This is a genomic window from Streptomyces sp. NPDC059850 (genome assembly GCF_042731515.1).
GTDB lineage: Bacteria > Actinomycetota > Actinomycetes > Streptomycetales > Streptomycetaceae > Streptomyces.
On sequence record NZ_JBHWJI010000001.1, the window covers coordinates 134,837 to 155,650 of the forward strand.

At 67.7% G+C, this 20,814-nt stretch carries 22 protein-coding genes and 1 pseudogene; 8 read left to right on the forward strand and 15 right to left on the reverse strand.

Features of this window, described 5'->3' with window-relative positions; translation table 11 throughout:
• Positions 1-16 precede the first annotated feature (16 nt).
• A complete protein-coding gene (locus tag ACFV9T_RS00700; protein ID WP_385435904.1) occupies positions 17-1,390 on the reverse strand; it encodes an XRE family transcriptional regulator in 1,374 nt (457 codons plus the stop codon).
• A 300-nt stretch (positions 1,391-1,690) separates the two neighbouring features.
• Between ACFV9T_RS00700 and ACFV9T_RS00705 the strand changes: the two genes are divergently transcribed.
• From ACFV9T_RS00705 to ACFV9T_RS00725, 5 genes are all read left to right on the forward strand, one after another.
• Entirely contained in the window at positions 1,691-1,882 is a 192-nt protein-coding gene (locus ACFV9T_RS00705; protein WP_385435905.1) for a hypothetical protein, read from the forward strand.
• A 90-nt stretch (positions 1,883-1,972) separates the two neighbouring features.
• Positions 1,973-3,844: an albusnodin/ikarugamycin family macrolactam cyclase gene (locus tag ACFV9T_RS00710; RefSeq protein WP_385435906.1), complete on the forward strand. Its 1,872-nt coding sequence runs from the start codon at positions 1,973-1,975 to the stop codon at positions 3,842-3,844.
• Positions 3,835-4,593 carry a lasso peptide biosynthesis B2 protein gene (locus ACFV9T_RS00715; protein WP_385435907.1) on the forward strand — a complete coding sequence of 253 codons (759 nt, stop codon included), beginning with the start codon at positions 3,835-3,837 and terminating at the stop codon, positions 4,591-4,593. Before ACFV9T_RS00710 ends, ACFV9T_RS00715 begins: the two co-directional genes overlap by 10 nt.
• Before the next feature lie 207 nt (positions 4,594-4,800).
• Positions 4,801-6,585 (forward strand): ABC transporter ATP-binding protein, encoded by a 1,785-nt coding sequence (locus ACFV9T_RS00720; protein WP_385435908.1) that lies wholly within the window; start codon positions 4,801-4,803, stop codon positions 6,583-6,585.
• A gap of 68 nt (positions 6,586-6,653) precedes the next feature.
• Positions 6,654-7,226: a hypothetical protein gene (locus ACFV9T_RS00725; RefSeq protein ID WP_385435909.1), complete on the forward strand. Its 573-nt coding sequence runs from the start codon at positions 6,654-6,656 to the stop codon at positions 7,224-7,226.
• Positions 7,227-7,341: 115 nt separating this feature from the next.
• Here ACFV9T_RS00725 and ACFV9T_RS00730 read toward each other — a convergent pair whose 3' ends face one another.
• The 6 genes and pseudogenes from ACFV9T_RS00730 to ACFV9T_RS00755 all read right to left on the reverse strand — a co-directional run bounded on the left by ACFV9T_RS00730 (position 7,342) and on the right by ACFV9T_RS00755 (position 12,350).
• Positions 7,342-7,584 (reverse strand): helix-turn-helix domain-containing protein, encoded by a 243-nt coding sequence (locus ACFV9T_RS00730; RefSeq protein ID WP_385436122.1) that lies wholly within the window; start codon positions 7,582-7,584, stop codon positions 7,342-7,344.
• A pseudogene (locus ACFV9T_RS00735) lies at positions 7,567-7,761 on the reverse strand (helix-turn-helix domain-containing protein); the annotation flags it as partial. The pseudogene ACFV9T_RS00735 and the gene ACFV9T_RS00730, both read right to left, overlap by 18 nt.
• 248 nt (positions 7,762-8,009) lie before the next feature.
• Positions 8,010-10,124 (reverse strand): tetratricopeptide repeat protein, encoded by a 2,115-nt coding sequence (locus ACFV9T_RS00740; protein ID WP_385435910.1) that lies wholly within the window; start codon positions 10,122-10,124, stop codon positions 8,010-8,012.
• Between the two features lie 301 nt (positions 10,125-10,425).
• Complete coding sequence (locus tag ACFV9T_RS00745) at positions 10,426-11,046, reverse strand: hypothetical protein (RefSeq protein WP_385435911.1); 621 nt, start codon at positions 11,044-11,046, stop codon at positions 10,426-10,428.
• 444 nt (positions 11,047-11,490) lie between these two features.
• Positions 11,491-11,742, reverse strand: coding sequence for a hypothetical protein (locus tag ACFV9T_RS00750; RefSeq protein ID WP_385435912.1), 252 nt, complete (start codon positions 11,740-11,742; stop codon positions 11,491-11,493).
• A 185-nt stretch (positions 11,743-11,927) separates the two neighbouring features.
• Entirely contained in the window at positions 11,928-12,350 is a 423-nt protein-coding gene (locus tag ACFV9T_RS00755) for an ATP-binding protein (RefSeq protein ID WP_385435913.1), read from the reverse strand.
• A 261-nt stretch (positions 12,351-12,611) separates the two neighbouring features.
• Here ACFV9T_RS00755 and ACFV9T_RS00760 point away from each other — a divergent pair, with 261 nt between their 5' ends.
• The 3 genes from ACFV9T_RS00760 to ACFV9T_RS00770 all read left to right on the forward strand — a co-directional run bounded on the left by ACFV9T_RS00760 (position 12,612) and on the right by ACFV9T_RS00770 (position 13,905).
• On the forward strand, positions 12,612-13,451 hold the full coding sequence (locus tag ACFV9T_RS00760) for a helix-turn-helix domain-containing protein (protein ID WP_385436123.1): 840 nt from the start codon (positions 12,612-12,614) through the stop codon (positions 13,449-13,451).
• Between the two features lie 99 nt (positions 13,452-13,550).
• Positions 13,551-13,670 carry a DUF397 domain-containing protein gene (locus tag ACFV9T_RS00765; RefSeq protein ID WP_385435914.1) on the forward strand — a complete coding sequence of 40 codons (120 nt, stop codon included), beginning with the start codon at positions 13,551-13,553 and terminating at the stop codon, positions 13,668-13,670.
• Between the two features lies 1 nt (position 13,671).
• Positions 13,672-13,905 (forward strand): DUF397 domain-containing protein, encoded by a 234-nt coding sequence (locus ACFV9T_RS00770; RefSeq protein ID WP_385435915.1) that lies wholly within the window; start codon positions 13,672-13,674, stop codon positions 13,903-13,905.
• Between the two features lie 184 nt (positions 13,906-14,089).
• Here the strand turns inward: ACFV9T_RS00770 and ACFV9T_RS00775 are convergent, their stop codons facing one another.
• The 8 genes from ACFV9T_RS00775 to ACFV9T_RS00810 form a co-directional block, all read right to left on the reverse strand.
• The gene (locus ACFV9T_RS00775) at positions 14,090-14,980 is read right to left on the reverse strand and encodes an XRE family transcriptional regulator (protein WP_385435916.1); all 891 of its coding nucleotides are present in this window, start codon (positions 14,978-14,980) and stop codon (positions 14,090-14,092) included.
• Positions 14,981-15,350: 370 nt separating this feature from the next.
• Positions 15,351-15,962: a hypothetical protein gene (locus tag ACFV9T_RS00780; RefSeq protein WP_385435917.1), complete on the reverse strand. Its 612-nt coding sequence runs from the start codon at positions 15,960-15,962 to the stop codon at positions 15,351-15,353.
• Between the two features lie 44 nt (positions 15,963-16,006).
• On the reverse strand, positions 16,007-17,335 hold the full coding sequence (gene hisS, locus ACFV9T_RS00785) for a histidine--tRNA ligase (protein WP_385435918.1): 1,329 nt from the start codon (positions 17,333-17,335) through the stop codon (positions 16,007-16,009).
• A 124-nt stretch (positions 17,336-17,459) separates the two neighbouring features.
• A complete protein-coding gene (locus ACFV9T_RS00790; RefSeq protein ID WP_385435919.1) occupies positions 17,460-17,780 on the reverse strand; it encodes a hypothetical protein in 321 nt (106 codons plus the stop codon).
• Between the two features lie 68 nt (positions 17,781-17,848).
• Positions 17,849-18,154, reverse strand: a complete 306-nt coding sequence (locus ACFV9T_RS00795) for a hypothetical protein (protein WP_385435920.1) — start codon at positions 18,152-18,154, stop codon at positions 17,849-17,851.
• Positions 18,154-19,203 (reverse strand): major capsid protein, encoded by a 1,050-nt coding sequence (locus ACFV9T_RS00800; RefSeq protein ID WP_385435921.1) that lies wholly within the window; start codon positions 19,201-19,203, stop codon positions 18,154-18,156. The genes ACFV9T_RS00795 and ACFV9T_RS00800 overlap by 1 nt, the downstream gene beginning before the upstream one ends.
• A gap of 14 nt (positions 19,204-19,217) precedes the next feature.
• Positions 19,218-19,634, reverse strand: a complete 417-nt coding sequence (locus tag ACFV9T_RS00805) for a head decoration protein (protein ID WP_385435922.1) — start codon at positions 19,632-19,634, stop codon at positions 19,218-19,220.
• Positions 19,635-19,739: 105 nt separating this feature from the next.
• Positions 19,740-20,414, reverse strand: a complete 675-nt coding sequence (locus ACFV9T_RS00810) for a hypothetical protein (protein WP_385435923.1) — start codon at positions 20,412-20,414, stop codon at positions 19,740-19,742.
• Positions 20,415-20,814: the final 400 nt, after the last annotated feature.

Below are 20,814 nucleotides of genomic sequence, written 5' to 3' on the forward strand. Positions count from 1 at the left end.
GAGGCTATCCGGTTCGTCAGCAGGTTTCCATCAGTGCACGCACAGCGGGTCGGTTGCGGTAAGGGGTGAGGCTGACGGCGACTTCCCGCAGGCGGGAGTCGGCTCGGGGAGATGTCACTCCGCTTCGCAGTTCGGTCGCGTTCAGCGCGAATTCCGCTGCCGTATCTGGGTCGCCTCCGATGAGGTGGGTGGCGGCGAGGTCCAGTGTCGCAAGCATGCGGTCACGGGGGTAAGCGTCATCGAGAACGTCCAGACGCCGCGCGAGAAGCGGCTCGGCCTTGTCTGCCTGCTGTGCGGCCAGCCAGGCTCGTCCGGTTGTGGCGTCGATGGCGTGTGGGCTGAGCCATAGGGACCACCACGGTTCTTCTCCCCCGGTGATCTGTAGTTGCTCGTGCGCTGTGTCGCGGGCACGACGCACGGCTTCGGCGTCGCCTCTGCGCCCTGCGGCGAATAGTTCGCGGTCAGCGATGACGGCTCGGAGGCGGGGAGGCAGGTTCTTCACGTTCCTGCTGGCGACGCCCAAGAGGGTCTTCGCCTCAACATGTTGGCCAAGCCACGATGCCTGGTAGGCAGTGGAGGCCAAGAGATTCCGGGTTGCATAATCGGTAGCCGCATGCTGATCAGCCTCACGCGCGAGACGCAATCCGGTCTGATAAACGCGCTGGGCTTGGGGATGTTTGTCGGCATCGAAAAGCATCCACCCGTAGGTTTCTGCCAATTCGATATAGGCAGCGTGGAGGCGGCGCCCTTCTGGTGTGTCGCCTCGCGAGTCCTTGACCATACGGGTGGCACTCTGCCAAAGCCCGCCAGCCCACACCATTCCTGATTTGCTGCCCTGGGCGTCATCCAGGGCGCGCAACTCTTGGATCGCGTTTTCGATGTTGGTGACGACTTCGGGTGTGAGATCGTCTCCGTTCTCAACCGCGTACGCGCTGCCGTCTGCATCGTCTCCGTTCTCAACCGCGTACGCGCTGCCGTCTGCTTCGATAAGTAGAGCCAGGGCCGACGCAGTCACGGCGGCGCCTGTCATCTGTAGAAAGTTGCGGCGATGCATCTGGTCTCCCTGGATGATCTCGCGGAACAGATCGCTCAGAGGGGCGTCTTCGCAGCGCGCGAGCGGGTTCACATTCGGTCGTCGGCGCGGTCGCGCCCACCCCAGCTCTGCTGCGGTGACCGTTCGGTCAGCCCGGGTGGTGAGCACGATGAGGGCATCGGCCTGGTTTTCCTCGTTCGGCCGACCAGCAGGAATGCGCACCCAAGGGTACGCGCTCTTGAGATCCAAGGGCGGGGTGCCGCGTCGTGCTCGGCGCTCGTTGATCCTCGCGATGAGCTGCTCCGGCTTCATGTTGATCTCATCGAGCAGCCCGGCGAGGGGGTTCTGTGGATCCATCGCTCCCTCTGAGGGCCGACGGCGCATTTCTTTGACGGTAGCACCCAACCCGGCGTCGAGCCGGTGCACTTGGGGCACGGCCGGTGTACTTACACCAGCTCGTGTTCGTACACCGGCCTGGTGTATCCACCGGGTACACCGCCTACACCTCAGACATGTCTTCCGGGCTTGGCCCCCGCCGCGCTTTTCTGTTCACCAGGGCAAGGCGGCCAGGAAATGCGGCCGGACATCGCCTCGTACTACCCGCCCGTCCCCCGTCTTGGGAACGGGCGGGAAGCCAACTCATCTGGGAGGACGCTCATGAGTGCCATCGCACCGCCTCCGTTCTATCCCCGCGGGCTCGTCGTTTCCGACGTGGTCAGCCGTTCGGAGGGTGTCGAGCCCTCGCCGCCCTACACCCCGCCGACCCTGGTCGTTCTCGGCACGGTGACGGCCAGCACGCTGGGCACCGCGGGTGGGAACAGCGCGGACGACACCGAGTACTGGACGTAGCCGGTTGAGCCCGTGCCTGGAGCCCGCGGTGCTGCGGGCTCCGGGCACGGGTCTCTTCGAGCCCAAGCCCGTGGATTCTGGAGGCATCCGGTGACTGCACCACAACGGTTCGCGGCTGGGACGTTCGCCGTCGGCACTCCGCCCGTCCGCCCCCGTGGAGCCCGGGAGGTGCCGGACTTATCCACAGCACACGGGACGCGCTTGTGGACAGTCGGTTTTTCACAGGCCGAGAGCACGGTGACGAGCATCCCGCGCATCCCTGCCAAGCTGGTGACGGTGGGGTGTTGTCTGGCCACCGACTCCGAGCTGAGGCGGGCGTTGACGTCCGCAGCCGCCGGTGATCTCGGGCCCGCTCTCCGCCTCCCCGGCTCCTACCTCATGCTCCTGCGCACTGAGGGGGGCTTGCGCGTCACGGGTGATCGATCCGGTGTGGTGCCGGTGTACTGGCTGCCGTACGAAGGCGGCATCTGGTGGTCGACCACGGCGACCGCGTTGGCGGCCCTGGCTGGCGCGCCCGTCTACCTTCCCGTCCTGGTGGCCGATCTTGTGGTGAGCGGCGTGGACACTCGCCTGGACCAGAGCCACTTCGACGGTGTGCGACGCGTGCCGCCCGGTCATGTCCTGGAGCTGGATGCTGACCAGGAACCTCAGGTCGCACCGATCGATCTCCCCGAGAACAGCGGCCTGGCACAAGGGGTTCAGCGCCTTCGGTGGGCCCTTGAGACGGCGGTCGTGCGCCGGGTCGACGCTGTTGAGCATGCCTCCGCGGATCTGTCCGGCGGAGTGGACAGCAGTGTGGTGACGTGCCTGGCCGCACGAACCAAACCTCTCGTGGCTGTCACCTACACGGACGCGCACACGGCTGAAGAGGACGACGTGCGCTATGCGCGCCGCATTGCCCAGGACATCAGCGGCATCACCCATCACATCATCGACGGGCGCCGAGCGAATACGGCCGAGTTCGATGGCCTGGCGGAACCGGCTGCCCTTCCCCTCACGGACACCCCCGCGCTCGCCCTCGGCGTACTGGCAATGAAGGGTGCGCAACTGGCACCTGCGGTGGCCCATACTTCTGAACTCCACCTGACGGGGCGCGGTGGGGACAACGTGCTGCAAGCGGCCCACAGCCATTCGGCCGAGGCGTTCCTTGCCGGACGGCACATCCCGGCTCTGCGAAGCGCCGCCACCTTCGCCCGTGCTCAGCGCGTCGCTGTGTGGGAGGTGTGGCGGCAGCTCGCGTCTACCGCTGCCACACCATATGTGCATGGTCTGGAACGGCTTGTCGATCGGCTGACCAGCGACCGGAACGGCCGGAGCCTGCCCGCCCCCGCGGTGCAGTGCCTGGCGTGGTGCGGTGCGACGGCGGCGGCCGGCTGGCTCACCCGTCATGGCCGCCAGTTGGCTGCCGATCTGGTGCGTGCCCGTGCTCGGGCGGCGGACCCAGGTATCACTCCAGCGGTTCTGCACGACCGGCTGATGCTGGAGTCGATGGCCGCCAGCCACGCCGCATTCGACGCGATCGCGCGCCAGCGGTGGAATCTTCCGGTTCATGCCCCGCTCTTGGACACCACGGTGGTCGATGCCTGCTTGAGCATCCCCAGCTACCTTCGTGTGCGCCGCGGGGTCTACAAGCCCTTGGCCCGCGCGGCGTTCGCGGGATTGGCGCCGAGCTATCTGCTGAATCGGGCGACGAAGACGGCCTTCACCTCCAGCATGTATACGGGCTTGCGCACCAACGCGCCCGTGCTGCGGAGCATCATCAGCTCCTCCCGGCTGGCGGCCGCCGGGCTGATCGACGCCCGCCGGGCCGCGAGCGACCTCGAACGTGCCCTCGCCGGTGGGCCCGCTCCACTGGCTTGCCTGCACACCTTGATCGTCACCGAACTGTGGCTGGCCCGCCTCGACACCGCTCGCGCCGAGTGGTGGCAGCCCAACACCGAGAGGAACGCCACATGCCAATAGATGGCGCCGAGGTCTACACCGCCCGCACACCCGGTGGCGGCATCGCGGTGCTCGACATCCGTACCGACCACGGGCGATGGATCCACCTGAACGACACTGGCGCACTCCTTTGGATCCGGCTGACGAATGGCGTCCCCCTCGGCCAGGCGGTCGATGACCTCACCGAGGTCTTCGTGGAGCACGGCGTGGACGCGGAGACGATCCGCAGCGACCTGACCGAACTCGCCCGTCAGCTGCGCGCGACCGGTCTGCTGACGGCACGGATCAGCCCGGCCCCTATCTACTCCACCGAGACGGTCCGCCCTGCTCCGCCCGTGGGCACACGCTTGTCGGCCTTGGACCGCGCTGCCGGTCTTGTGGGCATGGCGGTGGCACTGGTGCTGTTGCGCTGCGCTCCGATCCGCGTCAGCGTCGCCTTCGCCCGCGCCTGCGCCCGCATCCCCCGGCGCACCGCCACGGTGGAGCAGGCGGACCGCTTCTTCCACGCCGTGCGCAGCGCGGGCCGCATCTGGCCGGGACGGTCGGCGTGCCTGGAGGAGTCGCTGGGGTGCTACGTTGCCGCCCTGCTGCGGGGACGTCGGATTTCCTGGGTCATCGGTGCCCGCACCATCCCGTTCGCCGCGCACGCGTGGAATGAGGTAAACGGAAGTGCGATCGGGCAGGATCCGACCGATCGGGTCTGGCCCTATGCCCCCGCCTTGCGCATCTGCCCGGGGGCGTTGCTCGAAGGCGTCTGCCCCAGCACGTAAGAACGTATATTCGCCACCCTTCGCCACCGTGACACCCGATCGAGTGACCGCGTTGTCGAGGATGTGACGACTCCACCAGTACCCCCCGCTCGAACCGAGCGAGCAGGCCGTCGGCGAGCTAGCCCCGCGAAAGCGGGGGCGGCGCTCCCGCAATACGCTGTCAGCGCGGAACGGCACGACCGCGCGCTCGACACCGGCTGGCGAACGATGACCAGCCGTCTGCCCCGGCTCTCGGTCATCGCGATCAAACTGGCGTGGGCGGCAGATCCCCGGGCCTGCATCCTCACGCTTGTGCTCCAGCTCCTTGCTGGCGCCGTCACCGCCATCGGCCTGTACACCACAACCCAGGCGCTGACGCCGCTGCTGGCCACCGGGCCCACAAGCGAGCGTCTGCACGACGCTCTTCCCTCTCTGGTGATCATCACCTGTGCAGCCGCCGCCCGTTCTCTGGTGGCCGCGCTCACCGTCGCCACCACTGCCCGGATCGGCCCGCGGGTGGACGGTCTGGCGGAGATCCGCTACCTGGAAGCCGCCACGAGGGCACCGCTCGCCGCCTATGACGATCCGGCCTGGTGCGACGACAGCGAAGCGGCGAACCGAGCCGCCAAGGACGCCCATCTGATGGTCGACTCGCTGACCAGCGTCGGCGGCGCGGTCCTGGGGCTCCTCGCGGCCGGAGGCGTTCTCGCCCACCTCCACCCCGTGCTCCTGCCGCTGCTGCTCCTGGCGGTGGTCCCGCGCGGCTGGGCTGCCGTCCGGGGTGCCCGCGCCGCCTATCTGGCCGACCGCCACACCCTGGCGGACCGTCGGCTGCGCCACTCCGAGATGTACTACACCGCCGGTCGGGTCAACGCCCTGGACGTACGCGCCTACACCATGCGCCCCTGGCTGCTCGCCCGTTTCCAGGCCATCACCGCTCGTCTCGAAGACGCCGCCGCTGAAGTCGGCCGCACCCGAGCCCGTTACCAGCTTGTGGGCGATGCCGTCTCCGGGCTCGCCACCTGCGGGGTCTACGCCGTTCTGCTGTGGCTGACCGTCACCGGACGTGTCCCGACCGCCGCGGTAGGGACGGCGGTCATCGCCGTTCAGACCAGTCAGCGATTGCTCATCGGCCTGGTGCAGGGCGTCAACACCACCTTCCAGACGGGTCTGTACCTCACCGATTGGGACGCCTTCGTCGCCGACGCACACGCCCGCAGTGCGGTGCCCGCCGAGCCGCGTCCGGTCCCTCCATGCCCTGACGTCATCGAGGCCCGCGGCTTGACCTTCTGCTACCCCGGGTCCGAACTGCCGGCCCTCCAGGACATCAGCGTCCGCCTCGGCAGAGGCGAAGTCCTCGCCATCGTCGGCGCGAACGGAGCGGGAAAGTCCACTCTGGCCAAGCTGATCGCCGGCCTGTACGCCCCCACCGCAGGCCAGGTCAGGTGGGACGAGACGGACCTTGCCGACGCCGACCCAGAAGCGGTGTGGCGGAGCGTGGCCGTGCTCCCCCAGCAGGTGGCGCGGTGGCCCGTCAGCGTCCGGGAGAACATCACCCTCGGCCAGGGCGCCCAAACCGACCACGAGGTCATCGCCGCAGCCCGAGCCGCGGACGCCGACCACATGCTCACCGCCCTGCCCGATGGCCTGGACACCAGCCTCGCCCCCTCTCAGTGGGGCGGCAGGGATCTGTCCGGAGGCCAATGGCAACGCATCGCTGCGGCCCGTGCCTTCTACCGGGACGCCTCCGTCCTCGTCTGCGACGAGCCCACGTCCGCGCTCGACCCTCGCGCCGAGGAGGCCGTGTACGAACGCATCCGCGCCCTGGCCGACGGCCGGACCGTACTGCTGATCACCCACCGGCTCGGCTCCACCCGCAACGCCGACCGGATCATCGTCCTCGACGGCGGCCGCATCATCGAAACGGGCACCCACGATTCCCTGCTGGAGCAGAATGGCGAGTACGCGACGATGTGGCGCATCCAGGCGAAAACCTACGACGCGCTCACCTGATCCAGAAGACCGCCCAAAACAGCACCAACCCTGGCTCTTCGTTCTTAAACAGCGGTAGGGGAAACACGATGTGGGAAACCACGGAGTTCGGCTCATCGCATGAGGGCAAGCCCGCAGCGGTCCTGGCGGACGGCAGCGAGCCCAAGCCGGTGTACTACGACGCCGGGAGCGCGGGCACTGCTCACGCCATGAGCGACTGGTGGATCTACGACGGCACGCGGCGCGCACCGCAGGCGGCGCATCTGCGCGGCTCGTGCGGATGCGGCTGGCGTGGCGAGGGCTTGTATCCGATCGACTGGGACCAAGTGGTCGACGCCCGGTTCGATATCGAGATCTCGGGCCCCCAAAACGACTGGAAGCAGCACATCGAGGAGGTCCGGGCGCGATCGGTGCCGATGCCTACGGAGCTGGAAGCTCTGCTGACCCAGGTGGAGGAGCAGCTATCCGACCTGGCGGTCGAGGCGCCGGTGGCTGCACTGAAGGGCGTAGCGATCCTGGAACGCGTTACCCAGCGCATCGGACGCGAGGCGGCGTACGGCGCAGAGGCCGACAAGACGTCCTGGGAGGAGATCGGGCAGGCGCTGGGGCTGGATGAGAAGACTGCCCGATCGCGTCTACTCCACTACAGCCTCAGAAACTGATTCCAGCATTGTTCGACGCAACGCTCAGCCGTTCCTGGTCCGCTGGAACACGGGGCCAGGAACGGCTGGAGATGGCCCCTCATGCTCATCAGCACCTGGGCCGGAGGTGGAGAACTCAGCTCCCGTTAGAATCGTTCACGTTCCTGCTACGCCTCTTACTCCCAAGCACTGGGCCGGATCGACGCATCTTTGCCCCCGCCTCGACGAGTAGACGGCGCATATTCGATTCAGACATCCCAGCCTCCTCAGCCAGCTCACGAACCGAGGCCCCGCCCTCATACCGCTCCTTGAGCTTTGCGCACGCCTCGTTCGCTGCCCTGCGCGCTGCGAACTGTGCCCGACTGCGCGGACTCCGCATGTCGCCGCCGCGACCGCGCATCACGGCCCCGCTTTCCACCAAGAGCCTGTGCATGAACCCGAAGGACCGCCCGGCTTCCTCGGCCAGCGCACGTACCGAAGCCCCGGCATCGTACTTCTCCTTGAACTGCACGCCCCACCGCTCCCGCTCAGGGCCGAGTATTCGCCGCACGGTCACCGCCCCCCGGTGAGCGCAGCGTTCGACCCAAAGCCCCACTGCCCGCCATTGGCAGGAGCGGTGCCCTTCTGCCCTGATACTGACGAAACGGCAGAGATATGATTTTTGAAATTACTCAACAGATTCCTCTTTTGGGATCATTCCTTGTGCATGCCGCGTGGGATCGCGGCGGAAAGTGGCGTGTTGATGCGCGGGACGTACGCCCCTGCGGGGCGTGGTGAGTCCCGGCTCGGCTATTCGTCCCGGACTTACGTGGCCAGTTGGCCAAGGCGCTGGCGTACTCGCTCGGCGTCGTGCGGGTTAATCTGGTCGAACCGTTCCAGGGCAGCCGCGAAGTGCTGGCTGGCGTGGGCGATGTGTCCTTGTTCCTGGGCGGTCTGCCCGAGCATTTCCAGTGTCCGGGCAACCCAGCGTGCCGAGTCGGTCGCCTGGAACTCCGTCTTCGCCTGGTTCAGCTGGCGCACCGCTTCGGGATAGTCGCCGATGAGCGCGTGTGCTCGGCCCAGCCACGCCAGAGCGCGGGCGGCATCGAAGGGGTCACAGTCGGTCAGGATGGAGCGCGCTGTGATGAAGTGGTCCATGGCTGCGGGGATGTTCGGGGCTTCCAAGCGGATGCAGCCGAGGATGATCTCGGCGAGGGCCGCTCCTCGCCGGTCGCCCTGGGCCAGCCGCATCTCCCGGGCCCGGATCAGCAGCGGCTCGGCTTCATCGGCGCGGCTCGTCGCGTAGTGGGTGACGCCCAGCTCGTAGAAGGCTTGAGCCTGCATGCGCTGGTCATCGGCGGCGTCGGACAGGGCCAGGACCTCGCTGAAGCAGTCGGCGGCATCCTGGTGTCGGCCACTGGAGCGCAGGCCGACACCCCGGGTGTTGAGCAGGACACGCTCGGCCTCCCGGGCGCCGCACCGGCGGGCGGCCCGGACTGCGATCGTGTGTGCTTCATCCCAGAGTGCGTAGTGGTGGTGGCTGCGCCACCAGGGCCACATGGCGTGAGGGAGTTGGCAGGCCATCGTGTCGATCCCGGCTGTTTCGGCGTGGCGTACGCCCTCCATGAGGTTGTGGTGCTGGGCATCCAGCCAGGCCCTGGCCCCGGCGTCATCAGTGAACGGGATCTGCTCGGTGAGGTAGACGTAGTCGCGCTCCAGGCGACAGTGGCTGGGAGTCAGCCGCCGCTCGGCGTCGGTGGCACAGACGAGATACCAGTCCAGCAGGCGCCGCACTGCTTCTGGCCGGCCTGCGTCTTCGTGAGCCCGAGCGTGGTCGCGTACGGCATCGTGGAATCGGTAGACCGGGCCGGTCCGGCCCGGAAGGTGGCCGCGTTCTTCGAGCTGGTGAGCCGCTGCCAGGGCCTCCAGCAGCGTCACAGCCTGCTCGCGCGGGAGTACGCAGGCCGCAGCGACCATGTCGGGGTCGATGTCGAGAGCGGGCAGCGAAGCGGACAGCCGATACACGCGGGCGGCGGACGGCGGCAGTGCCTTGTAGGCACTGTCCAACGCGCGCGCCACGGCTTGGTGGTGGCGTCCGGATGTGGCCGGGTCGCCTGACCAGGAGTCCATGTCGTCGTTCCTTCCGTTGGTGTGGATGGTGGCCAGGTGGGTGGCGGTGACGGTGACGGCCAAGGGGATGCCACCGGTGCGGACCGCCAGCCGCCGTACTTCCCTTCGGGGGAGTCGTTCGGTGCCGGGAAAGCGGGTCAGCAGGTGCTCTGTGGAGTCCGGGTCCAGCGGGAGCATGTGGCAGAAGACCGCGCCGTCGCATAGGAGCCCGGCCAGCTGATCCCGGCTGGTGACGACCACGACGTGTCCGGCTCCCCCAGGGAGGAGAGTCCGGACCTGGTGCGCTGTGGCGGCGTCGTCCAGGAGAACGGCGAGCGGTGGGTGCTGGGCGGTGATGGATCTCCACCACGCGGCCAGCTCCTCGGCATCGCCGCACAACTCCCCCGGCCACAGGGCGCGCAGCAAACGCCCCAACGTCTCCACTGCGGTGGCCGGACCATCGGGTGCGAGGCCGCGCAGGTTGACCTGGAGCTGTCCACCGGGAAACTCGGCGCTCAGCTCGTGCAGCAGCCGCTCGGCGAAGGCAGTCTTTCCCACGCCCGCAATGCCGCTGATCGCGGCGATGCGTGCACCGGTTCGGGGCTCGTCAGCAAGCGATGCTGCCAGATGACGCAGTTCAGTCTCCCGGTCGGTGAAGGTGGCGGAGACCGGTCGAAGCTGGCGTGGGACCGGCAATCGAGGCGGAGGGCTGGTGTGGACGGTGACGCTGTGGATGTCGCGGGCCTGGATGCTGGTGCCGACGGTCGCGGGGCCGCTGAGCGTGTTCGCCGTCGACGCGTGGTCGCCTCGTCTGGGCGGGATGTGAGGCACGAAGTGCATCTCCTGGGTGGGACAACGGGATGAGAAACGCGAGCCCGGGCCGCAGGTGCGGTCCCGGGGGTGCCGGGCCCAGCCGCTGTCTCGTGCGTGACCAACGGAGACGGCGGCCGGGGCGCATGCCGCGGGGGACGGCAGTCGCGCTCTCCTTCTGCTCTGGGGAAGGAGACCCGGCGGGGGTCGTCCCCGGCGTGTGGCGCAGCACGCTGGGGACGACCGGTTGGGCCCGCTCGGTGCGTCGGGGGAATGCCTCCGGGGCACCGAGCGGTTGTCTAGGTGGCCAGGGAGGCGTCGGTCATGCCATCGCCTTCCGCAGTGCGTCCGCGACACGACGAGCGGTACGGACGCTGATGCTGGCGAGATCCACGGCGGCGTCGACGTTGCAGCCGCCGCTCCGTGTGCAGGCGGGGTGGTACTCGATGTGGTGGAACTCGCCGGTGGCCTTCTCCACGGCTGCGGCGAGCCGTTCGGTGGCACGTTGCCCTTCGCTCCAGGAGTCCAAGTCGCCCCCGGTGGCCTGTTGCGGGGCGCCCAGCAAGCTGGCCAGACGATCCGCGGTCTCCACCGTGATGGCGCCAAGGCGGAATTGACCGCCCGAGACGAAGAGGTCCGGCACGTCCAAAGCGTGCTGTGTGAAGGCGGCCCGCAGCTCGGACTCGGCCTCGTAGAGAGGGCGGTTGCCTTCATGGATCAGCTCTGCGAGACGCAAGACGCTCCGATGGTCGGCAAGACCCATCTGGACCTGCGCGATGCCCCTGACCATCTCGACCATCCCGGTCTGCACGTTCACACCGGCGAGTCGAAGCTCCTTATCCAACTGGCTCTTGGCCTGGACAGCCTCCTTCCAGTACTTCTCGCCGGGACCCGGATCGGAGGCCGTCTCGGGCGGCGTTGTCTGATCCTTCGGGAAGGGCATGCGGTCTACTCCAAGCAGGTGTTCATCGGTTCGTGCTGGGTGCGACCGGCCGATCGTCACGGCGGCACGTTCCCGGGAAGAGCAGCCCTGGCTAGCCTCTTCGGTCGGCTGCCGCGCTTGTCGTGGTCGTCTCGACGACGGGAAGCACAGAGACAAGGTGCGCGGTCCATCTCCAGCAGGCTTCGGGGGTGCGCACCTCGAACGCGTACGGTCTTCCGCCACGCAGCTCCTGAACCGCGACGCCTGCGCGTTCGTGGTTGCCAAGCCAGGCCCACGCGACGGCGAAGGGCTCAGGCTCCAGGTGGGGTGTGACGTCTCGGACCGCCTGCCGCATCCAGGAGATGGCGTGGCCGGGGAAGGCCGTAGTCCGGTCCTCGGCCACAACTCGACGGGGCGAGGGGCCGAGGTAGTCGGCGTGGCACCAGTAGGCGCGAGGCAACGGGGTCACGCCGACCGCCTCCTCGGCAGCGACGGCACGTCCGCGTCCGTACCGTCCCGTGTTCCGTACGGAATGGCGCGCAGGTGGGCGCTTGCGGGCAGGTAGACGGGCCTGGCAGCGAACTCGTAGCAGGTGGGTCCCTCATCGACGAGGTGCACGTACATCGCTCCCTCGGAGAGACATGCGATGGCCTGGTCCATCGCCCACCGATCCTTCAGCCACTCAAAGGCGGCCCGCTGGGCAGAGACCTGATGCATGTACCAGGCCACCCACCGCACTCGGATGCGAAGCCGTGCAACAGCTCGCGCGGGTGTATCAGCGGGCGCACCACCGAATTGGAACCCCTTCAGGGACTGCTCGATCTCGGCGTGGAAGGCGGTGACCTCGACCCAGTAGCCCCCAGCACGGGGCCGAGGACGCCGGTGTCGGCTGCGCATCTCGCTCACGCGGCGGGCTCCCCCGAAGTCGTGCTGATCTCGATCTCGAACCACACGTCCTTGCCTTCATCCGTGGGCTTGACGCCCCAGGACGTGGCCAGCTCCCTCAGGAGGACCAGCCCCCGCCCGCTCTCGGCTGCCCAGTCCGGCGAGCGAACGACCGGCAGAGCGGTGCTGGTGTCACTGACCGTTACACGCACGCCAGCAGGTTGACGTTGGAGGGTGAGGACGCAACTCGCGGACTTCGTGTGCTTGTCCACGTTGGACAGCAGCTCGTTGACACCCAGCGTCGCGGCTTCCACAAGCTGGTCGAAGCCCCAGTAGCGCAGGTGCGCTCTGACGATCACACGTAAGACCTTGAGGTCCTGCGGGTGAGCAGTCAGCTCCTGCCTGTACTCCCTGATTCCTGCCTCTGCCATGACGGTCATGGCTCCTCCAGCGCCCTGCATCAGCGCATCGCGAACGGGCCGACGCTCTGTTACCGACTGAGCGCCATGTGTGAACTCACAACAGGTTGGACCCGATCATGGCAGATACGCAACGGGGTAGAACTGCAAAATTGGAGAACTGCAAAAATCGGGTTAGTCCTCCGGCATATGCCCTGCGTTGGAGGTGCTGGGTACGCAACACTTGTGCTGAGCCACACGTCTACCGAAGGAGCCACGTTGCCCAGCCACCCACGACCCACCGTGCGACGCCGGAGGCTCGGCAGCGAGCTCAAGCGACTCCGCGAAGCAGCGAACGTCAAGATGGACGAGGCGGCCGAGTGCATCGGCGGCGACAGGTCGAAGATCTCTCGGCAGGAGAACGGTCGGCAGGGCGTCAGCAAACTTGAGATCGAGGCACTGCTCAACCTCTACGGGGTCGAGGATCAGCGGCTCAAGACCGCTCTGACCACGCTGGCGCGGGAGGGCCGGCGGAAGAGCTGGTGGGCCCAGTTCAGCGACATACTGCCTGAACGCTTTCAAGAGCACTTGAGCATCGAGTCAGACGCCGCCCGCATGCTCATCTTTCAGCCGCTTCTCGTTCCAGGGCTGCTTCAGACCCGCGAGTACGCCGAAGAGTCGATCCGAGGCGCAGAGAAGTCAGCTTCGGAGGAGCAGGTCGAGTCGTACGTCTCGGTGCGCATGGCCCGGCAGGAGATCCTGCGGGGAGAGAACGCTCCGCAGCTCGTCTGCCTTCTCGACGAAGCTGTGCTGCGGCGGGCGGTCGGTGGGCCCAAGGTCATGGCCGCCCAGCTCCAGAAGCTGATCGACATGAACGATCCTCCTCGCTTGTCCATCCAGGTCATCCCGTTCGGCCAGGGTTGGCATGCTGGATTGGACGGGGCGTTCAGCATCTTCTCCTATCCAGACCCCATGGACCTGGACGTTGTCAGCCTGGGATACCTCGACGGGTTGCTGTATCTGGAGGAAGATGACCCTGTCGACCGCTACAAGCTAGCTTTTGACCAACTTCGAGCGAGCGCCCTACCGTCACGGCAATCCATGGCGCTCATCTCGCAGGCAGCCAGAGATCTGATCAGTTAGAGGCAGGTACACCAGATGATGCGGCACGACCTCCCCGGGGACAAGTGGCAGAAGTCCTCGTACAGCCCCGACAACGGGGGGCAATGCATCGAGACTCAGATGACCAACGACGACCTCGTTGCCATCGGCGACAGCAAGAACCGCGATCTGGGAGCTCACACCTTCGGTCTGGTCCAGTGGCAGGAGTTCGTCACAGCCGTCCGGAACGCTGCCCTCTGACGTGGGCGCCGTTCCCCGAGAGAAGATCAACCTGTACGCGCTCGACTTGAGCGACGCACAGTGGGTCGGCGCCCCCGGGAGCGACCCGCAAAACCGCGTCGAGATCACGCACCTCCCCGGAGGCGCGGTCGCCATACGGAACGCCGCGAGCCCCGACGACCCGCCGCTCCGCTACACCGCAGCGGAGTGGCAAGCGTTCACGCTCGGCGCCCGCGAGGGCGAGTTCGACGCATAGCTCCACGATCGATCCCCCTGCCTCCACCAGTAATGGAGACAGGGGGATCGTCGTCGTAACGGCCTCGCGCCCTGCTGGACTGGCGCGTTCCCTGTTCGCCCTGGCCGCCGCGCACCCGCGCCTCGTCGGCGTCGGACCGCTGCAAGAGGCAAGGAGTACGAAAGGCAGCAGCTCGCCTGGACGCCTACGCGCCGCCGATTCGTTTGGCGAAGGTACGAACGTCCGGGAGCACGCGGTCGTGCCGGAGCAGGCCCGTGGCGAGCGTGCGGACGGAGCCGCGCCGTACTTCCTGGGGAGCGGCCACCTCGGCTGAGAGCAGCGCGCGATAGCAGCGTTCTGGTTTGTCCCACTGATCGAATGCGCGGGCCACGTCGATCCACAGGCGTGCTTGTCGTTCGGCGGGCAGGCGGTCGACGGCGATGGTGCGGGCGTGGGAGATGGCGGCTCCAGCGTCCCCGAGTAGGTGGTGGACGGACACCTGGTGGAGGGCTACCTGGCTGGGGCCGAAGAAGCCGCCGACGTTGGCGTCGCGGCCGAGCTGCGTGGCCACCGCTGCGGCCTCGGTGATCAAGGCGTTCGCGCTGTCGCGGTCGCCTGCCTTGGCCGCCGAGTAGGCGGCGCTGGCGTAGAGGTTGCCCTGCGTGGACAGTCGCCCGGATCTGTCGATGCTCTTGCCGGAGGCGAGCTGTTCGGCGGCGTGCACCGCGATCTTGGTCGCGCGCTCGTAGTCGCCCCGTCTGCGGCACACGCTGGAGACCATGCGGTGTGCCTCGGCGAGAGCCAGCAGGTCCGCTCCGTCGCGGGCGGTCGTCACGGCCCGGTCCGCGGTAACGGCGGAGAGCCGGTCATCGCCGAGCTTGATGCACAGGCGGGTCGCGAGGTTGAACAGCGCCGCACGGGCGCCGACCGCCGAGTCGTCGTCGCAGGCGTACGTGAGCGCCAGACGCTGAGGGAGTTTGCGGGCGAGGGCGTCGTACCGGCACGCTGCGAAGTCCGCCTGGCACTTCTGCACGGCCGCGGAGAGGGCGTTGATCGTCGGGTCCGCACCGGCAAGCGGGGGTGGACCGTAGAGCAACAGGTCCTCCAGGCCGACCAAGGTCGGGCGCGAAGCAGCCGCCGCGCTGGGAGGTGCGGCGGCGAGGGCCGACGATGCGGCGGTCGTTCCGGCTAACGCGAGTAATTCACGGCGGCGCAACGGGTCTTCACCGTCCTCCCATAAGGGACCTGTGACCACGGTAGTGCCGGAGAGCACAGGCTGAGGGAGAACTTCGGGACGGTTCCCTCTCTCGTGTCGGACAGTGCCCCCGAACTCCACGCGGCGCGAGCCCGCCACCGAGCTGTTCCCGGTGGCGGACCGCCTCCCCATGGTCACGACGACGCGGACGCCGAACGGGCCCCGCTCCGCCTCGAAGTGCAGGGGCACGGTGGGGAATGCGCCTCGGGGGCTATTCGTCGAGGTAGAGCAGCGCGGTGATCGTCTTCTTGCACACGTCGCAGTGCATCGGCGCCTCGACGCTCGCCAGGTCGCACTCGATGGAGGTGATGCGGTCCACCACTCCCGTCTCGGCCTCACCACGCCAGGCTTCATCCCAGCGTTCGGTGTTCTCCTGGAGCCGTACGACGTAGCCGCGGGTCATCTCGTAGAACGCCCGGACGCCGTGCTCCTTCATGTAGCCCCAGTTGAACTCCAGGCTCTTGAGCACCACGGGGAACGGGTGCAGTGCCTGGGTACGACCCCAGGTCTCCAGCACGTCCGCGACGTCCAGCCGTCCAGCCCGCTCGTCCAGGACCGTCCACATGCCCGAGGCGTCGTAGTCACCCAATACCTGGTCGAGAATCCCAGCGCAGCGGCGCAGGTTCTCCTTCTTCGCCTGGAAGACCCGGGTGACCTCGGTGCGCGCCTCAGCCGTCGGCTCCTTGCGAGCCTTGCTGATCGCCCGCGTTAACTCCGTACTGAGTGCCGCCTCATCGCACAGTGAGTCTCCGAAGCTGAGCCAGGGGTCAGGGAACCCCCGCTCAGCCGTGATCTGGAAGATCCGATCGCCTTGCGTTCCCATCCGCTACTCCTCGAAGATCGGCAGCGGAATGGGTCCGCTGCGCGTCAACTGGATGGTGCGCACCGCCGCGCGAGTTCTGCGGCGGCCTGATCGAGCGGAACCTGGACCTGCTCACCGCTGTCCATGTCCCGCAGTGTGACCGAGCCGGCATCACGCTCCGCCTGGCCATAGATCACGCAGAAGCGGGCGCCCTGATCGCTGGCCCACTTCATCTGCTTGGCGAACTTCCCACTGGATCCCAGGTAAACACCCGTTCGAACTCCGGCTCGGCGGATTTCAGCCGCCACCCGGAAGCTGTCCGCAGACAGGTCCTCGCCCATGACCGTGACGGCCACATCGATCTGCGAGTAGCCGCCCTCCTCGCCCTGCTCCAGCAGCGGCAGGATGCGCTCAATGCCCAGCGAGCCGCCACAGGCCGGGGAATCCTTCCCGCCGAGCCGCGCGATGAGACCGTCGTACCGGCCGCCGGATGCGATCGACCCCGGCATGCCCGGCGCGCTGACCTCGAAGATGACTCCCGTGTAGTAGTCGAGGCCGCGCACGAGGTTTGGCGTGAAGCCGATCCGCTCGGCGGGGATGGCGTCCTTGGTCAGCTCCAGCAGCCGGTCCACCTCAGCCAGGCCCGCCTGACCGACCTCGCTGGACTTCAGCTCACCCCTGATCCGCTCCACCGCATCCGGCGACGTCAGGTCATCCACCAGGCCCTGCGCCACCTCGGACGACAGGCCGCGGCCCGTGACCAGCTCCTCGACGACGGCCTCCGGGGACAGCTTGTCGAGCTTGTCGAGCGTGATCAGTACTCCGGGCCCCAGGTCCACGGGGACGCTGTATGCCTCCAGCAGACCGAACAGAACATGCCGGGAGTTCAGCAGGAACCGGAATTCCGGCACGCCGAGCGCATCCAGAGCGTCGTGCAGGGCCAGGACGACTTCGGCGTCGGACAACGGAGAGGAGGAGCCCACGATGTCCAGGTCGCACTGCACGAACTCGCGGAAGCGCCCCTTGCCCGGCCGGTCCGCCCGCCACACCGGATCGATGGCGTACCGCTTGTATGGGGAGGGCAGCTGGCTGCCGTAGGCCGCCACCGCGCGAGCCATGGGCACCGTGAGGTCGTAGCGGAGAGCGAGATCAGCCTCGCCGGTCGCCTCATGCTCGCCACGCCGGAGGATCTTGAAGATCAGCTTGTCGCCCTCGTCGCCGTACTTGCCGGTGAGAACGTCCAGCCGCTCGAACGCCGGGGTCTGGAGGGGCTGAAAGCCATAGCGGCCGAACACTTCCCGGATTGTTGCGAACGCGCGTTCCCGCCTCTCATGCTCGGCGGCGAGAAAATCGCGGGTGCCGGACGCGGGCTCAAACTGCTTCAACGAGGCCATGCCTCATAGTCCCGGAAGCCCAGCGCCACAGGCAAAGCGCCTCGACAGTGTGCCGACGATCAAGCCAAACAGGCGGACACACACCCCACCCGAAAGGAACACCACTCCACGAAGATCCGCACAGCTACCGGTACCGACGCCCCGGCACCAACCACGTCACCACAAGCCCCTCATCCTCCTCTTCAGCATCATCCGGGGCAGGGGACTGCCGACACTGCTCAATCTGCCGCTCGATACCACGCAGATTCTCCTGGAGGTCCATGGTCACCACCCCGTCGACGGTGACCTTCAACGGGTCGCCGAGCAGCTTCGCCCGCCGCTCGCCCAGCACCTCCAGCGCGACCCCGCGCACCGACCGCAGCCGGAAATACCGGCGCTCCAGGTCGGCCGGATCGGTGCCCGGTCCGAGCTGCGCCAGCAGCCACGACCTCTGGAACTCGTCCACCCGCTACTCCCTCTGCGCGGTGCGGCCCGCCACCGAGCTGTTCCCGGTGGCGGACCGCCTTCCCATGGTCACGACGACGCGGACGCCGAACGGGCCCCGCTCCGCCTCGATGAGGACTTCTTCGTCCCGCCCGCGCTGGCCGCCTCCTCGTAGCCGTCGTCCTTACTCTCGGACGGCTCAGCCTTCTCCACCGACACCGACACCGGCCCGGTCTGCTCGTCGCAGTCGTCCGGCGGCACCTCCCACGCGTCCGGGTTGGTGATCAGCACAGCCAGCTCCGGTTCCGGGCAGTCACCCGGACACAGGATCAGCTCCTCCCGGTTGGTCGGATCCTGTACGTACACCGCGGCCTTCAGCCGCCCGCGGCCCGCCATCACAGGACCTTCGCCACGATGTGCGCGTCCGGGGTGTGCATGACCGGCATGCCAACCGCGGCGCCCTTGGTCCAGATCTGCACCGGGTCATCCTGAACATCTCGGGTGATGATCAGCCCGGGGGCGTCCTCCCGGATGATCTGCGGGTTGGTCCCGCGCGACAGCACCAAACCCTCCGCAGTCACCCCGTACATGGTCTGCGCCCACTTCTCCCGCTCCGGCGGCACCAGCACCCACAGGTCCTCGGGCAGCACCTTGCGCGGCTTGCCATCCACTCGCACCTGGGCCTTGTAGAAGGTGATGGGCGGCAGGCTGTAGTTGCCGCGCACGACGTTGATCTGCTGCGGGGTGAGCGTGGCCGTCGGCGTGGTCGACGGGTTCACGCTGCCGTAGTAGGCCGCCCTGTAGGCGTTGTTCGCCGCCAGGTAGCTGAACGCCTTTCGGGAGGTGACCACCAGCTCCGGTTCCGGGGCGCCGATGTCGTCCAGGTGCTGAATCCACCGCAGCTCATCCGCGATCGGATCGGAAACCGGGTCCGACCACGGTATCCGCGCAACCGGCATGTTCGCGGCGGGGACGTTCCAGTCCACCTCCAGCGTCAGCCCGTTCTCCTGCTCCAGGCTGAACCGGCCGTCCGCGAGGACATCGCCGGCGGCCAGCTCCAGCCGGGACCGGATGGCCTCGACGTGCCGTTCCACATCGTCGTACAGCAGCTCGATCAGCCGGTCCTGATCCGAGCCGTGCGACGCTTCCAGCAGAATCTGCTCCTGCTCGGAGACGACGAGCTTCTGTCCCAGCGCGGGCAGCGCACCCTCGCGGGAGGTCTGCCACGCCTCGCGGGTCGCGAACGGCACGCTGGCGTTGAAGGCCCGGTACTTGGCGACGTTGACGTACCGGCCGGAGTCCTTCGTACGCCACTTCACCTCCCGCATCTCCACGGTCGGGAAGATCGTCTGCGTGAGGAGGAAGTCCTTCGGGGACGGGATCGCCCTGGCGAACGCCGTCAGGTCCATGACCGAGACGTCCTTGAGCAGGTCCTGAATCGTCACAGCTCAGCCCCCGCTCACACGAAGCGGATCTGCGCGGCACGCGGGTGCCACACCAGCTCGGACACGTCGATACCGCCCGGCACCTTCGACGCCTTCACCGCGCCATGCCACAGCAGCGCGGCCGGAACACGGGTCTGCCCCGGAGCGAACGGTGCCTCAGCGATCACGAACCCGCGCAGGATCTGACGCCCGCAGTGCGCCTCCGGGTCATACGGGCCGTACAGGCCGGACTCCGCGACCCTGCCGACCGGCACACCGGACAGCACCCGGCCGTACGGGTCGCACCCGTCGCCGCACACGTAGTGCGTGCCCTCGCAGAACAGGTTCAGGTCGAGGGTGATCGTGTCGACGGAGTCGGTGCCGTGCAGGGACTCAAGCCACTCGCGGTTGGCGGTCGTGTACTCGGACATCGAGACGGGCTGAATGGTCATGTGCGTGTCTCCATGGACGCTGCGGTCAGAATCCGCACACCGCCCACGGAGGCGATGCCGTCCACGAAGTTCAGGGGGCGTGGTCCCCAGGATCTGGGCCCAGAGCTACCGGGCGGCGGAGTCGCTGAACTCCGGGATCAGGCCACGGCGCTTGGCCATATCCAGCCCGGCCGAGCCAGGCTTGGACACCGGAACAGTACGGGTCGGGCCACGCCCAGCCGGTGCACCCGCAGGGGCCGCCGGTACGGGAGTGCGGACTTCCCCGAACAACTCCGGGCGGCGCGCCCGCAACGCCTCGGCCGCCGACTGGATCTGCGCCTCGTCCGCATCCTCGTCGTCCACGGCCAGCAGACGCTCCGCGTCCACCAGATCATCGCCCTCCGCACCGAGGGCCACCAGAGCCGCCCGACGCAACGCCGCCCGCTCCCGCTCAGCAGCAAGCTCCTCACGGCGAGCGGCCTGCAACTCCCGCTCCGCCGCCACCTGCTCCCGACGCTCCACCTCCGACAGCGCGGCCTGCTCAGCCTCACGCTGTACCGTCACGAATTCGGTCAGCGACTTCGGCGAGTCGAAGCCGAGCTGGGACAACAGCCTCTTGACCGCAGCCCGTTCACCCTGCGCCTTCTCACGGGTAAGCATCTTGCCCAGCCGGTCCTGGGTGACCGTGACCTGCTGCTCCTGGCCACCGCCCTCGGTGTCATCGAGCTGGTCATTCGCCTCGTCCTCCGACGAGGCCCCGAGAATCGGGAAGATCGGCCGCCCATCACGGCGAAAGCCCACGGGACAGCGGGGCGGCAAGGGCCGGACCATACAACTCCTCTAGGCGCGCCCCCGCGCTGACGATCAGTGTAGCCAGCTTGTCGGCACCAATCGGAGACCGGACTGCCGTGCTCGATTCCCGAACGGGCCACCCGCCGGGCGCGCTACGCGTAATCTGACCTCGTGCCACGGCATGTGCGCCCTCCGCCACCCACGCTCCCGGACAACGGGTCCGGGGCGATTCAGAGGAGGTCGCCAATGCGACGGCACTTAGGGAAGCTGGTCAACAAGCTAGGACGACGCGAACTGGCCCTCATCCTGGTTGGAGCGGTTGTTTCGGCGATTGCTTCAGCGATGGCGGCCCTGCTGATGGACGCGCTCTTCTAGCTGGCGACCACGGCGTTCTCACCCCCGTGGTCGA